The following is a 13,522-nucleotide window of genomic DNA, read 5'->3' as shown; positions in this document are numbered from 1 at the left end:
AATTTCTATCTTTCATCTTGAACTCCGGCGGTTATCCGGCATAAAATCGTTAGAGCTCTAACGATATTGACAGACGACCTATGGACAATCGACAGCTTACCTTCTCTCATCTTTTATACCTCACCGCGCACCACTGGCGGCTGGCGGTCAATCGTCGGCTGAAAAATCTCGGTCTCAGCCAGGCCAGCTGGGTGGCGGTAGCGTCCATCGCCCGCCACCAGCAGCCGCTGTCGCAAAGCGAACTGGCGCAGGAGCTGGGGGTGGAGAGCCCGACCATTGTGCCGTTGATCCATCGTCTGGTCGCCCTCGGACTGGTGGAGCGCATCACCACCGCCAGCGACAAACGTAAGCGACTGCTGGTGGTCACCGACAAAGGGAAGGCCCTCTATGAACAGGTCAAAACGGTGGCTGACGATCTGCGCGAAGAGATCCTGACGGCGATTACCCCACAGGAGCAGGAGCAAACCCAGCGGGTGCTGGAAAAGCTGTTGCGCGAAGTGGAGAAGAAATAATGCCCCGTCGCCAGGATAACCCCTACGCCCCGCATGACTGGGCGCCGCATGAAAAACCGGCTCTGCTCGGTTCGCCGTCGACGCCGCTGCACAGTCCGGCGAAACGCCTTGCCTACGGCGTGGTCGGTCTGCTGGTATGTCTCACCGGCGCGCTGGGCAACGCAGTGGTCACCGCCAACCTGCAGCTGCTGCAGGGTACCTTCGCCGCCTGGTCGACAGAAATCGCCTGGCTGCCGGCGGTATACGTGATGACCAACGTCTCCATCAACCTGCTGCTGGTGAAATTCCGCCAGCAGTTTGGCCTGCGCGCTTTCACCGAAGGCTTTCTGGTGCTCTATGTGCTGGTCACCTTTTTCCACCTCTTCGTCAACGATCTCAGCTCAGCGATGATGGTTCGCGCCGCCCACGGCATGGTGGCCGCGGCGCTCAGCTCGCTGGGGATTTACTACCAGGTACAGGCCTGGCCTGCGCGCCATCGCCTGAAAGGGCTAACTATCGGCATCACCGGCTCGTCACTGGCCATTCCCCTGGCGCGCCTCTTTTCCACCGAACTGCTGCAGACCGATGAATGGCGCGGTCTCTACTTCTTTGAGCTGGGCCTGGCGCTGGTGTCGCTGGCCTGCGTCATCGCGCTAAAACTGCCGCCAAGCGATCGTAAAAAAGTGTTCGAAAAAAAGGATTTCATTACCTTCTTTCTGCTGGCGCCCGGCATGGCGCTGGTGTGCGCCGTGCTGTCGCTGGGGCGGCTCGAGTGGTGGTTTGAAGCGCCGTGGATCGGCTGGGCGCTGGCGGCGGCGGTAATACTGATCGTCGCTGCGATTACCTTCGAGCATAACCGCAGCAACCCCCTGCTCAATACCAAATGGCTCTCCAGCGGCAGCATCGTGCGTCTGGGCCTGATTATGCTGTTGATCCGCATCGTGCTGGCGGAGCAGAACACCGGGGTCATCGGCTGGCTGCAGTACGTTGGCCTGCAAAACGAACAGATGACTAACCTCGCGTGGTCGATTTTCGCCGGTATTCTGTGCGGGATCATTGCCAGCTGTCTGACGCTCAACCCGCAGAAGCTCTACTGGCCGACCGCCACCGCGCTGGCGCTGATCATGATAGCCTCGCTGCTCGACAGCCAGTCCAACGCCCTCACCCGTCCGGAACAATTAATGTTCAGCCAGTTTTTACTCGGCTTCGGCAGCGCCTTCTTTCTGGCCCCGGCGATGCTCGCCGGGATTGGCGGCGTGTTTGCCGACCCGCGCAACCTGGTCAGCTTCTCGGTGCTGTTCGGCATGAGCCAGAACATTGGCGGGCTGCTCGGCTCGGCGATCCTCGGCACCTTCCAGACCTGGCGTGAGAAATTCCACTCCAGCCAGCTGGCGGACCAGATAACCACCCTGAACCCGCTGATCGTCGAGCGGCTGCAGCAGTACAGCCTGATGTATCAGAGCCAGATTGGCGACTGTACGCTGCTCAACGTTCAGGCCACCACCCTGCTGCAAAACGCCGCGACGCTGCAGGCCAATATTCTCGCCTGGAATGATACCTATCTGCTGACGGCGGCGATCTCCGCCGGGACACTAGTGTGGGTTTTCTGGCGCTTAATTCGCTTACGACTGACTGCCCATATCGCGTTGCAACGCGCTACCGGCAGCAAATAATTATCATCATTTCATCTCTGGAGTCGTTATGAGTCAGCAGGATGCGGCCAAACAACAGGCCAACACCCGGAATAATATTCGCGTGGTTTCCATTTTTACCGCCGCGGCGATAGGCCTCGTCGGCGTGCTGGTGATCCTCTACGCCTGGCAACTGCCGCCGTTCACTCGTCATAGCCAGTTTACCGACAACGCCTATGTGCGCGGGCAGACCACCTTTATTAGCCCGCAGGTCAACGGCTATATCACCGCCGTCAACGTCAAAGATTTCGCGATTGTCCAGCCGGGCGAGGTGCTGTTCCAGATAGACGATCGCATCTATAAACAGCGGGTGCATCAGGCCCAGGCTACCCTGGCGATGAAAGAGGCCGCGCTGCGCAATAACCTGCAACAGCGCAAAAGCGCCGAGGCGACGATCGCCAAGAATGAAGCCGCGCTGCAAAACGCCCGCGCGCAGAATCTGAAAATCCAGGCCGATTTAAAACGCATCCAGCAGTTAACCGCCGACGGTTCGCTGTCGATCCGCGAACGTGATTCGGCGCGGGCCAGCGCGGCGCAAGGGGCGGCGGATATTGAGCAGGCGAAAGCGGCGCTGGAGATGTCGCGCCAGGACCGTGAATCGACCATCGTCAATCGCGATTCGCTGGAGGCCGACGTGGCCAGCGCCAAAGCGGCGCTTGAGCTGGCGCAGATCGACCTGCAGAATACCCAGATTATCGCCCCCACCGGCGGCCAGCTGGGGCAGATCTCGGTGCGTCTTGGCGCCTATGTCAGCGCCGGAACCCATCTGACCTCGCTGGTTCCGCCGCAGCACTGGGTAATTGCCAACCTCAAAGAGACCCAGTTGGCCGAAGTACGCGTTGGCCAGCCGGTCACCTTCACCGTAGACGCGCTCAACGGCGAGACCTTCCACGGCAAGGTGCAGAGTATCTCCCCGGCGACCGGGGTGGAGTTCAGCGCCATCTCTCCGGACAACGCCACCGGCAATTTCGTCAAGATCGCCCAGCGCATCCCGGTGCGTATTACGGTCAACGACGGGCAAAACAACAGCGAACGCCTGCGGCCAGGGATGTCGGTGCAGGTGACTATTGATACCCGTGCGGAGAAACAACCATGATCCGCCCGGTCGCCCCTGCTATCGTTCTGGCGCTGGTCGGCTGTCAATCCGCCGATGTGCAGCGCGCGCAGCCGACCCTGACTATTCCTGCCGCCTGGCGGGCCGACGTTGGCCCGGCCAGCCCGGTGGAGGGCGTGTGGTGGCGCAATTTTCATGACAGTACCCTCAATCAGTATGTCGACCAGGCGCTGCGCTATAACAGCGATGTGCTGATCGCCCGCGAGCGAGTGAATGAGTATCAGGCGCGCGCTTACGCCGCCGACAGCAGCCTGTTTCCGTCACTGGACGCCAGCCTCACCGGCACCCGCGCCCGGACGCAGTCCGCCGCCACCGGCCTGCCGATCCACAGCACACTGTATAAGGGCGGCCTGACCGCCAGCTATGATGTCGATATCTGGGGAGCGAACCGCAGCGCGGCCAACGCCGCCGGGGCCAGCCTTGAGGCGCAGAAAGCCGCCGCCGCCGCCGCCAATTTGAGCGTCGCCAGCTCGGTGGCCGTTGGCTACGTCACGCTGCTGTCGCTGGATGAGCAGCTGCGGGTGACCCAGCAGACGCTAACATCAAGGGAAGACGCGTGGCGCCTGGCCAAACGTCAGTTTGAAACCGGGTATACTTCACGCCTTGAGCTGATGCAGGCGGATTCGGAGCTGCGGTCAACGCGGGCGCAGATCCCGCCGCTACAGCACCAGATTGCGCAGCAGGAAAATGCGCTCAGCGTGCTGCTCGGCGATAACCCTGGCGCGGTAAAACGCGGCGAGTTCGCCCAGCTTACCCCGCTGCGTCTGCCGTCGCAGCTGCCGTCCACCTTGCTCAACCGCCGTCCGGACATCGCTCAGGCCGAGCGCCAGCTGGTGGCCGCCGACGCCACGCTGGCCTCGTCGCAGGCGCAGCTGCTGCCCTCTATTAACCTGACCGCTACCGGCAGCCTGCAGGACCGGACGCTGCCGGATCTGCTGGACAACCCGCTGCGGCTGTGGAGTCTTGGCGGCAGTATTCTGGCGCCGCTGCTAAACCGCCAGGCGTTAAATGCCCAGGTGGACGTCTCCATGGCCCAGCGCAACCAGGCGCTCTATAGCTATGAGAAAACGGTGCGCAGCGCGTTCAAAGAGGTCAATGACAGCCTGGACGCCATCAGTCGCTATGGCGAACAGTTATCCGAGCTTCAGGAACAAGAGACCGTTGCCCAGGAAACCTTACGTATTGCACAAAACCGCTACCGTAACGGCTACTCTTCTTATCTGGATGTGCTTGATGCCCAGCGAACGCTGTTCTCCACCCAGCTTAGCGTGGTGCAGGTGAAGAACAACCTGCTGCTGGCGCAGATCGATCTGTACCGGGCGCTGGGAGGCGGCTGGTCTGACTCATCAGGGAGCTAAATGGGGAAGCGTCATATGCAACAACAGTGGTCGGCAGTAGACAATTATTTGATTAAGGCCTTAATTCCCGGCGATCCTGTGCTCGATCGGGTACTGGAAAACAACCATCGTGCCGGGCTCCCGGCACACGATGTCGCCGCCAATCAGGGTCAGTTTCTCGCCCTGCTGGTACGGCTAACCCAGGCTAAGCGGATACTGGAGATCGGCACCCTCGGCGGCTATAGCACCATCTGGATGGCGCGCGAGCTTCCTGCAGACGGCCAGCTCCTCACCCTGGAGGCCGACGCGCATCATGCCCAGGTGGCGCGGGAGAATCTGCAGCTGGCGGGCGTTGACCAGCGGGTCACGCTACGGGAGGGGCCGGCGTTACAGTCCCTGGAGGCGCTTGGCGAATGTCCCGCTTTCGACCTGATCTTCATCGATGCCGATAAGCCGAATAACCCCCATTATCTGCGCTGGGCGCTACGTTATTCCCGCCCAGGAACCTTAATTATTGGCGATAACGTGGTACGCGACGGCGAAGTGGTCAACCCACAGAGCGCTGACGAGCGCGTTCAGGGCGTGCGTCAGTTCATTGAGATGATGGGCGCCGAGCCGCGGTTGACGGCAACGGCGCTGCAAACCGTGGGCACTAAAGGCTGGGACGGCTTTACTCTGGCGTGGGTAAACGCTTAAGCGTGGACGCCTGACCAGTAGCCCCGGTAAGCGCAGCGCCACCGGGGACAACCAGCCAGGCTATGGGGTAATTTGCTCCATCGCCTGCAACACTCGCTTGTCCGAGATAGGATACGGGGTGCCCAGCTGCTGGGCGAAGAAGCTGACCCGCAGCTCCTCGATCATCCAGCGGATCTCCCGGACATCGTCGTCCTCACGGCGGTTCGGCGGTAGCTTATTCAGCCACTGCTGCCACGCCTGCTGCACGCTCTCCACCTTAAGCATCTGCGCCCGATCGCGGTGCGGATCGATAGCCATCTTCTCCAGACGCTTTTCAATCGCCTGCAGATAGCGCAGCGTATCGCCAAGACGGCGGAAACCGTTGCCGGTGACAAAGCCGCGATACACCAGACCCGCCATCTGCGCTTTGATATCCGACAGCCCCAGCGCCATGGTCATATCCACCCGGCCTTTCAGCCGTTTGTTGATATTGAACACCGCGGTGAGGATCTGCTCGACCTGTTTAGCGATCTCCACCACCGTGTCGTTGAGCTCGGCTCGCACTTTATCGTGCAGCTGACTAAAGCCCTCTTCCGTCCACACCGGACCGCCCGCTTCGTCGATAAGCTTATCAACGCCGCAGGAGATGCAATCGTCAATCAGATCCAGCACTTTGCCGTACGGGTTAAAGTAGAGCCCAAGCTTGGCTTTATTCGGTAGTTTCTCGTGCAGATACTTAATCGGCGACGGGATGTTGAGCAGCAGCAGGCGACGCAGACCGCGCCACATGGCCTGCTGCTGTTCCTGTGGATTATCAAACAGCTTGATGGCCACACTGTCGCGCTCGTCCACCAGCGCCGGCCAGGCTTTCACCTTATAGTTACCGCGCTTCTGTTCGTAACTTTCCGCCAGGGTGCCAAAGCTCCAGATATGCAGCCCGCTCTGCTCAATACCGTCATCAGCGACCGCCGACAGCGTCTCCTGCACTTTGCCCTTCAGGGCGTCTTTCAACGCCTGCAGCGAGCGCCCTTCCTGCAGCTTCTTGTTTTTATCATCCACCACCCGGAAGGTGATTTTCAGGTGATCGGGCACCTGATCCCACTGCCAGGCTTCGCGGTCGATGGTCACGCCGGTCATCTTACGCAGCTCGCGCTCCAGCGAATCGAGCAGCGGCAGCTCGAGCGGCGCCGCCCGGCCAAGAAACGCTTCCGCATAGTTGGGAGCCGGGACGAAATTGCGCCGTACCGGCTTCGGCAGCGATTTTATCAGCGCGATAATGAGCTCGCGACGCAGGCCAGGGATCTGCCATTCAAACCCGGCTTCCTCTACCTGGTTGAGCAGCGGCAGCGGAATATGCACCGTTACGCCATCGGCGTCAGCGCCCGGTTCAAACTGATAGCTAAGACGCAGCTTGAGGTTGCCCTGATGCCAGAAATTCGGGTAGTCCAGTTTACTGACCTGCTCCGCCCCCTCTTTAATCAGCATGCTCTTTTCAAAATTGAGCAAGTCTGGCGTTTCGCGGCTGGCCTGCTTCCACCACTTATCAAAGTGGCGAGCGGAGATGACATCGTGGCTAATGCGCTGGTCGTAAAACTCGAACATCGTCTCGTCATCAACCAGGATGTCGCGACGGCGCGACTTATGCTCCAGCTCTTCGATTTCCGCGCGCAGCTTCAGGTTATCGCGGAAGAAGGCGTGACGCGTCTGCCAGTCGCCCTCCACCAGCGCATGGCGGATAAACAGTTCGCGGCACAGCGCCGGGTCGATCTGGCTGTAGTTGACCTTACGCGCGGCGACGATCGGCAGGCCGTAAACGGTGACCTTTTCCGTCGCCATCACCGCGCCCTGCGCCCGTTCCCAGTGCGGCTCACTGTATGAGCGCTTGATCAGGTGCTGCGCTACCGGCTCCACCCACTCCGGCTCAATGCGGGCGGCAATACGCCCCCACAGCCGGCTGGTCTCCACCAGCTCGGCCACCATCGTCCACTTTGGCGGCTTTTTAAACAGGCCGGAACCCGGGAAAATAGAGAACCGCGCATTACGGGCGCCGGTATACTCCTGCTTATCGGCATCTTTCATGCCGATGTGCGACAGCAGACCGGTCAGCAACGCAGTATGGATCTCGCGATATTCCGCCGGCTCACTGTTGATCGGCAGGCCAAGCTCTTTCACCACCTGGCGCAGCTGGGTGTAGATGTCCTGCCACTCGCGCACACGCAGATAGTTAAGAAAATCGACCCGGCACTGGCGGCGGAACTGATTCGACGACAGCGCCTTCTGCTGCTCGCCGAGGTAGTTCCACAGATTGACGAAGGCGAGGAAATCGGACTCTTTATCGTGGAAGCGGCGATGTTTTTCGTCAGAGGCCTGCTGTTTGTCCATCGGCCGCTCGCGCGGGTCCTGGATCGACAGCGCGGAGGTGATGATCATCGCTTCCCGCACGCAGCCGTGCTTCTGCGCCTCCAGCACCATGCGCGCCAGACGCGGATCCACCGGTAGCTGGCTGAGCTGGCGGCCCAGCGGGGTTAGCTTATAAGCCGTTGCCTGCGCATCGGTGGTGATGGCGCCCAGCTCTTCCAGCAGGCGTACGCCGTCCTGGATATTGCGCTTATCCGGCGCTTCGACAAACGGAAAGGCGGCGATATCGCCTAAGCCCAGGGCGGTCATCTGCAGGATGACCGACGCCAGGTTGGTGCGCAGAATCTCCGGGTCGGTAAATTCCGGGCGCGACAGGAAATCGTCTTCTGAATAAAGACGAATACAGATCCCTTCCGAAACGCGGCCGCAGCGGCCCTTACGCTGGTTGGCGGACGCCTGGGAAACCGGCTCGATCGGCAGGCGCTGCACCTTGGTGCGGTAGCTATAACGGCTGATACGCGCAGTACCGGGATCGATAACGTATTTAATGCCCGGCACGGTCAGCGAGGTTTCCGCCACGTTGGTCGCCAGCACGATGCGTCGTCCGCTGTGCGGCTGGAAGACGCGGTTCTGCTCGCTGTTGGACAGGCGGGCGTACAGCGGCAGCACTTCGGTATGGCGCAGATCCAGCTTATTCAGCGCATCGGCGGTATCGCGAATTTCCCGCTCACCGCTCATAAAGATCAGAATATCGCCGGGCCCTTCGCGCCCCAGTTCGTCAACCGCATCAAAGATCGCCTGTAACTGATCGCGCTCGGTATCGTCCGCCTCTTCCACTATCGGCCGATAGCGCACTTCCACCGGGTAAGTCCGCCCGGAGACTTCGATAATCGGCGCATTATTGAAATGCTTTGAGAAACGTTCCGGGTCGATGGTCGCCGAGGTAATGATGATTTTCAGGTCCGGGCGGCGCGGCAGGAGCTCTTTCAGATAGCCGAGCAGAAAGTCAATATTCAGACTGCGCTCGTGCGCCTCATCGATAATGATGGTGTCGTACTGCATCAACAGACGATCCTGCTGGATCTCCGCCAGCAGGATACCGTCGGTCATTAGCTTAACCATGGTGTTTTCGCTGACATGGTCGCTGAAGCGGACTTTATAGCCGATGCAGCCGCCCGGCTCGCTCTGCAGCTCTTCGGCAATACGATTGGCGACGGTCCGCGCCGCCAGGCGACGCGGCTGGGTATGGCCGATGAGTCCTTTCAGCCCGCGCCCCAGCTCCATGCAGATTTTGGGCAACTGGGTGGTTTTACCCGAACCGGTCTCCCCGGCGACGATCACCACCTGGTGGTCGCGCACCGCCTCGAGAATCTCTTGTTTTTTCTGGCTAACCGGCAGGTTTTCCGGATAGGTGATGGCCGGACGCGCCGCTTCGCGCAGCAGGACTTTACCGGCTGCCTGGCTTATCTCCAGCGCCATCTCCTGCAGAATGGCCTGTTGCGATTCAGGATTTTTAACCTTCTTCACGCCGTGCAGACGGCGGGCAAAGCGCGTTTTGTCGCGCAGCATCAGGCCGTCGAGCTGTTGATAAAGCTGGGGGAAGGTGATTTTTTGTTGTTCTGTCATAGCGTTATCGGGCAGAGCTCTGCCGGGAAAATCTCTTTTGAAGTATTGCCTTAGAGTACCACATCTGTGTCATTCGTGCCTTGTTCAAAAAATCTGAACATAGAATTCGATATATTGCGCTATCTCTGTGGCGCGATTGTGAATACAGTGTCAACAAGCACCAGGGCATTGACCCGTCAATCACATTAAAAAAAGGAAACACCCATGAGCAAAGTATTAGTTCTGAAATCCAGTATTCTGGCAGGGTACTCACAATCTGGTCAGCTTTCCGACTATTTTGTTGAACAATGGCAGGAAAAACACCCTGGCGATGAGATCACCGTACGTGACCTGGCCGCCAATCCGATCCCGGTTCTGGATGGCGAACTGGTTGGCGCCCTGCGTCCGAGCGACGCGCCGCTGACTCCGCGTCAGCAGGAAGCGCTGGCCCTTTCCGACGAGCTGATCGCCGAACTGAAAGGCAACGATGTGATTGTCATCGCTGCGCCGATGTACAACTTCAACATCCCGACGCAGCTGAAAAACTATTTCGACCTGGTGGCTCGCGCCGGCGTCACCTTCCGCTACACCGAGAAAGGGCCGGAAGGTCTGGTAACCGGTAAACGCGCGGTCGTCGTTACCAGCCGCGGCGGTATCCATAAAGATACTCCGACCGACCTGGTCACCCCATACCTGTCCACCTTCCTCGGCTTCATCGGCATCACCGACGTGAACTTTGTGTTCGCCGAAGGTATCGCTTACGGCCCGGAAGTCGCGGCCAAAGCGCAGTCTGACGCGAAAGCGGCCATCGACAGCGTGGTTGCAGCCTAATATTTCACTCCTCTCGCTTCCTGCGGGAGGAGAGTTTTACTTTTTCTCGTAGCGTAAATACCCCACCACGCCTCCGCCGCCATCCTTTGGATGATTCACGCCGTCGTTGACCTCCACGCAAGGGAAATCGAAAGGCGAAACGCCGTCAATGCAGGCCACATTCACCCCATACTGCTGTGGGTTTGATCGCCGTTGATGAAAGGTGTAGATCCCGCATACCGAGCAGAAAAAGTGCACGGCTTCCCCTGTATTAAAGCGATACTCTGTGAGCTTATCCCCTCCGCGTACCACCTCTATTCCTGAACGCGGCGAAGAGACCGCGACCGCCCCACGCATGCGACAATATGAGCAGTTACAGCGCCGAACGGTGTTGAAGCCGTCGCTGAGTTCCACGGTAAACGCCACCGCACCGCAGTGACAGTGCGCGGATAATTTCTCTGCCATAATTTTACCCCTCAGGTTGCGGCTTTTGGCCGCAGGTTTTCATCAAACGCCAGCCGCTTACGCCCTGCTTCGACTTCCCGTAATGGCTCCACCTGGTGCAGCGTCTGCTTACAGCGTTCCACCAGCGCCTGGTATTCACGGGTACCTTGTTTTTTCCACGCCAGCTCCTGTTCGCTCAGGGTGCGAATCGCTTTTGCCGGGCTGCCGATAATCAGATGGTTGGCGGGCATCTCGGCGTTGGCTTTGACAAAGGCCGAAGCGCCGACAATGCTGTTTTCGCCAATGACCGCCCCATCGATAATCACCGCGCTCATGCCCACCAGCGCGTTGCGGCCAATCACGCAGCCGTGCAGAATAGCGCCGTGGCCGATATGGCCCTCCTCTTCCACCACCGTATCCTGGCCGGGGAAGCCATGCATCACGCAGTTATCCTGAATATTGGCGCCGTCTTTGACCACGATGCGCCCGAAGTCGCCGCGCAGGCTGGCGTTGGGCCCAACATAGACCCCTTTGCCGAGGATCACGTCGCCAATCAACACCGCGGTCGGGTGAACGTAACTCTCCTCCGGCACCACTGGCGTCAGTCCATCAATCTGATATATCGGCATGCAACCTCCTTATGCGCCCGGCAAACCGCCAAAGCGCTGATAATAGAGCGGACCCGGCACCGGGAGCTCGCCCACCGAGCTCTCACCTTTCTCGCTGACGAACGCCAGCGCGCCGGGACTCACGCGTTGATAAATATTGATACACAGCTGGCGGGCGGTTTGCCCTGCCCAATGCGCCGGCAGGAGCTCTTCCGGTAGCAGCGGGTCTTTGAGCACCACCCGGCGATAGAAATGGATAAGGAGCAGTTGGATCTGGAAACAGCGATCCGGCGTCAACTCTGACGGGTCGCAGTCGCGCAGCAGCGGCAGTAGAGGACGGAACAAGGCGATAAACGCCTCGTACATCTCATTTTGTTCGGTGAGATGCCAGCACTCCTCCACCCGGCTGCGCAGGGCCGCTCTGGAGAGCGCCAGCGGCGAATGGGCTTCAAAACAGATGACGTTTTCGGCGACGCCCGCTTCGTGGAGCAGAGACTGGACATCGGCCAGCTTTTGCGACGGCGAGGCCAGCAGGCTCGGCGCCAGCGCGCCAAACCCCTGCCACAGCAGCTGCTTTTTAACGTCGGCGAGCACATTTTTCTCCAGGCCTTCCGAAAGCAGCAGCAGCCAGGTACCGTCCCATTCCGGGGCACTGGCGCGATAAATTTTATGCTCCGCGCGCCGGGTCAGGCGCAGCCCTTTATCACTCAGGCGATAGAAGCTGCGCCGGCCGATGCGGACAACATCAAGCCACTCTTCTTTATTGAGGCGAAACAGCGCGGTGCGTACGAAGCGCTCGCCGAAGCCTAATCCTTCCAGCAGCGCCGCGACGCTGCCCAGCCACACTTCCCCACCGCGTTGTAATAAAGCGTCGCCATACAGCGAGGCAATTAATGACGTGCCGCTGATGGGCATCGCCGTCACCGCTTGTTGAATAAAGGCGTCGAGTTTACTCATCTGATTCATTCTGTTGTTATATTTTTCCTTTATGAATCATAGCACAGGAAATTCCCGGCTTACGGCGTAAAGGCCTCAGCCGGGTTATCGGGGAGAGGATTAACCGCTAACCACCGCTTTTCGCAGGTCGAATACCCGACAGGCTTTCCCTTCCGAGCGCGGAATGCTGCCGCAGTTGACGATAGTAATATCGGTGGAGATCCCGACCATCGACTTAATGCGGTGACGCAACTGATGGCAAATCTGGCAGCGTTGTTCATGACTCAGCGCCAGCCCGCTCTCTTTCAGCTCAACGCGCACCGCCAGCGAATCCAGATGACCGCGGCGATTGACCTCTAACTGATAGTGCGGCGCCAGATGTTCAAACTTGAGGATCTCCTCTTCCAGCTGCGAGGGGAAGACGTTAACCCCGCGGATAATCAGCATATCGTCGCTGCGTCCGCTGATGCGATCCATGCGGCGCATGGTCCGCGCGGTTCCCGGCATCAGGCGCGTCAGATCGCGGGTACGATAGCGGATCACCGGCAGCGCTTCTTTGGTCAGGGTGGTAAACAGCAGCTCACCATGCTCGCCATCTTCCAGCGGCGTACCGTCGTCCGGGTTGACGATTTCCGGGAAGAAGTGGTCTTCCCAGATAGTCGGGCCGTCAACGGTTTCCAGACACTCCATCGCTACGCCCGGTCCCATGACTTCCGACAAACCGTAAATATCCAGGGCGGTGATCCCCAGCCGGCGCTCGATTTCCGCGCGCATCGCCAGCGTCCACGGCTCAGCGCCAAAGACGCCGACCCGCAATGAACAGCCGCGGGCATCGCCGCCCATCTGGCGCTCCAGCTCTTCAATCAGATTCAGACAGTAGGACGGCGTCACCATGATCATATCCGGCTGGAAATCGCGGATCAGCTGCGCCTGTTTTTCGGTCTGTCCGCCGGACATCGGGATCACCGTCGCGCCCAAACGTTCCGCGCCGTAGTGCGCGCCAAGGCCGCCGGTAAACAGGCCGTAGCCGTAGGCGACGTGAATTTTATCTTTTGCTGAACCACCGGCCGCGCGCAGCGAACGGGCGACAATATTGGCCCAGTTATCAATATCGTTTTGCGTATACCCCACCACCGTCGGTTTGCCGGTGGTGCCGGAAGAGGCGTGAATGCGCACCACCTGCTCCATCGGCACCGCGAAGGTATCGAAGGGATAGTTGTCGCGCAGATCCTGTTTGGTGGTACAGGGGAATTTTTGTAGATCGTTTAATTCCCGAAAGTCGTCAGGGTGCACGCCGGCGGCGTCGAATTTGCGGCGATACATCGGCACATTTTCGTACGCATGCTTCAGCGTCCATTTCAGGCGCTGGGTTTGCAGGGCCTGCAGTTCGTCACGCGATGCGGTTTCAATCGGATCTAATTTTGTAGTAGTTATCATTGTAGGGTACTCGCAG

General features: G+C 59.5%; 10 protein-coding genes and 1 pseudogene. 6 read left to right on the top strand and 5 right to left on the bottom strand.

The genetic code is table 11. From position 1 onward, the window contains the following. The first annotated feature begins 80 nt into the window (after positions 1-80). The 5 genes and pseudogenes from KHQ23_RS01140 to KHQ23_RS01120 all read left to right on the top strand — a co-directional run bounded on the left by KHQ23_RS01140 (position 81) and on the right by KHQ23_RS01120 (position 5,329). Positions 81-512, top strand: a complete 432-nt coding sequence (locus tag KHQ23_RS01140) for a MarR family winged helix-turn-helix transcriptional regulator (RefSeq protein ID WP_002902969.1) — start codon at positions 81-83, stop codon at positions 510-512. After that, a pseudogene (locus KHQ23_RS01135) lies at positions 512-2,164 on the top strand (MFS transporter). Before KHQ23_RS01140 ends, KHQ23_RS01135 begins: the two are co-directional and overlap by 1 nt. A gap of 28 nt (positions 2,165-2,192) precedes the next feature. After that, positions 2,193-3,278 (top strand): HlyD family secretion protein, encoded by a 1,086-nt coding sequence (locus KHQ23_RS01130; RefSeq protein ID WP_002902965.1) that lies wholly within the window; start codon positions 2,193-2,195, stop codon positions 3,276-3,278. Continuing rightward, complete coding sequence (locus KHQ23_RS01125) at positions 3,275-4,654, top strand: efflux transporter outer membrane subunit (protein ID WP_211776831.1); 1,380 nt, start codon at positions 3,275-3,277, stop codon at positions 4,652-4,654. The genes KHQ23_RS01130 and KHQ23_RS01125 overlap by 4 nt, the downstream gene beginning before the upstream one ends. Beyond that, entirely contained in the window at positions 4,655-5,329 is a 675-nt protein-coding gene (locus KHQ23_RS01120) for an O-methyltransferase (protein ID WP_020324670.1), read from the top strand. A gap of 60 nt (positions 5,330-5,389) precedes the next feature. On the opposite strand, the gene hrpA is transcribed toward KHQ23_RS01120, so the two are convergent. Next, positions 5,390-9,292 carry an ATP-dependent RNA helicase HrpA gene (hrpA, locus tag KHQ23_RS01115; protein WP_020316481.1) on the bottom strand — a complete coding sequence of 1,301 codons (3,903 nt, stop codon included), beginning with the start codon at positions 9,290-9,292 and terminating at the stop codon, positions 5,390-5,392. Positions 9,293-9,496: 204 nt separating this feature from the next. On the opposite strand from hrpA, the gene azoR reads away from it, so the two are divergent. Further along, on the top strand, positions 9,497-10,102 hold the full coding sequence (gene azoR / locus KHQ23_RS01110) for an FMN-dependent NADH-azoreductase (RefSeq protein WP_002902889.1): 606 nt from the start codon (positions 9,497-9,499) through the stop codon (positions 10,100-10,102). A gap of 36 nt (positions 10,103-10,138) precedes the next feature. On the opposite strand, the gene KHQ23_RS01105 is transcribed toward azoR, so the two are convergent. The 4 genes from KHQ23_RS01105 to paaK form a co-directional block, all read right to left on the bottom strand. Continuing rightward, positions 10,139-10,549 (bottom strand): GFA family protein, encoded by a 411-nt coding sequence (locus KHQ23_RS01105; protein ID WP_024940864.1) that lies wholly within the window; start codon positions 10,547-10,549, stop codon positions 10,139-10,141. Between the two features lie 8 nt (positions 10,550-10,557). After that, on the bottom strand, positions 10,558-11,154 hold the full coding sequence (gene paaY, locus KHQ23_RS01100) for a phenylacetic acid degradation protein PaaY (RefSeq protein ID WP_002902883.1): 597 nt from the start codon (positions 11,152-11,154) through the stop codon (positions 10,558-10,560). Positions 11,155-11,163: 9 nt separating this feature from the next. After that, a complete protein-coding gene (gene paaX / locus KHQ23_RS01095; RefSeq protein WP_004194367.1) occupies positions 11,164-12,090 on the bottom strand; it encodes a phenylacetic acid degradation operon negative regulatory protein PaaX in 927 nt (308 codons plus the stop codon). Between the two features lie 99 nt (positions 12,091-12,189). Beyond that, positions 12,190-13,506: a phenylacetate--CoA ligase PaaK gene (gene paaK / locus KHQ23_RS01090; RefSeq protein ID WP_032434440.1), complete on the bottom strand. Its 1,317-nt coding sequence runs from the start codon at positions 13,504-13,506 to the stop codon at positions 12,190-12,192. Positions 13,507-13,522 lie beyond the last annotated feature (16 nt).

Source organism: Klebsiella sp. 64 (assembly GCF_018223915.1).
GTDB classification, from domain to species: domain Bacteria; phylum Pseudomonadota; class Gammaproteobacteria; order Enterobacterales; family Enterobacteriaceae; genus Klebsiella; species Klebsiella pneumoniae.
Note: the sequence above shows the minus strand (reverse complement) of the source record. Positions and strands in the feature narration are given on the sequence as shown.

Excerpts from the sequence above, each read along its gene's own strand:
- KHQ23_RS01140 (WP_002902969.1), top strand. The coding sequence starts at position 81 with ATGGACAATCGACAGCTTACCTTCTCTCATCTTTTATACCTCACCGCG.
- paaY (WP_002902883.1), bottom strand. The coding sequence starts at position 11,154 with ATGCCGATATATCAGATTGATGGACTGACGCCAGTGGTGCCGGAGGAG.
- hrpA (WP_020316481.1), bottom strand. The coding sequence starts at position 9,292 with ATGACAGAACAACAAAAAATCACCTTCCCCCAGCTTTATCAACAGCTC.
- azoR (WP_002902889.1), top strand. The coding sequence starts at position 9,497 with ATGAGCAAAGTATTAGTTCTGAAATCCAGTATTCTGGCAGGGTACTCA.
- KHQ23_RS01125 (WP_211776831.1), top strand. The coding sequence starts at position 3,275 with ATGATCCGCCCGGTCGCCCCTGCTATCGTTCTGGCGCTGGTCGGCTGT.
- paaX (WP_004194367.1), bottom strand. The coding sequence starts at position 12,090 with ATGAGTAAACTCGACGCCTTTATTCAACAAGCGGTGACGGCGATGCCC.
- paaK (WP_032434440.1), bottom strand. The coding sequence starts at position 13,506 with ATGATAACTACTACAAAATTAGATCCGATTGAAACCGCATCGCGTGAC.
- KHQ23_RS01120 (WP_020324670.1), top strand. The coding sequence starts at position 4,655 with ATGGGGAAGCGTCATATGCAACAACAGTGGTCGGCAGTAGACAATTAT.
- KHQ23_RS01130 (WP_002902965.1), top strand. The coding sequence starts at position 2,193 with ATGAGTCAGCAGGATGCGGCCAAACAACAGGCCAACACCCGGAATAAT.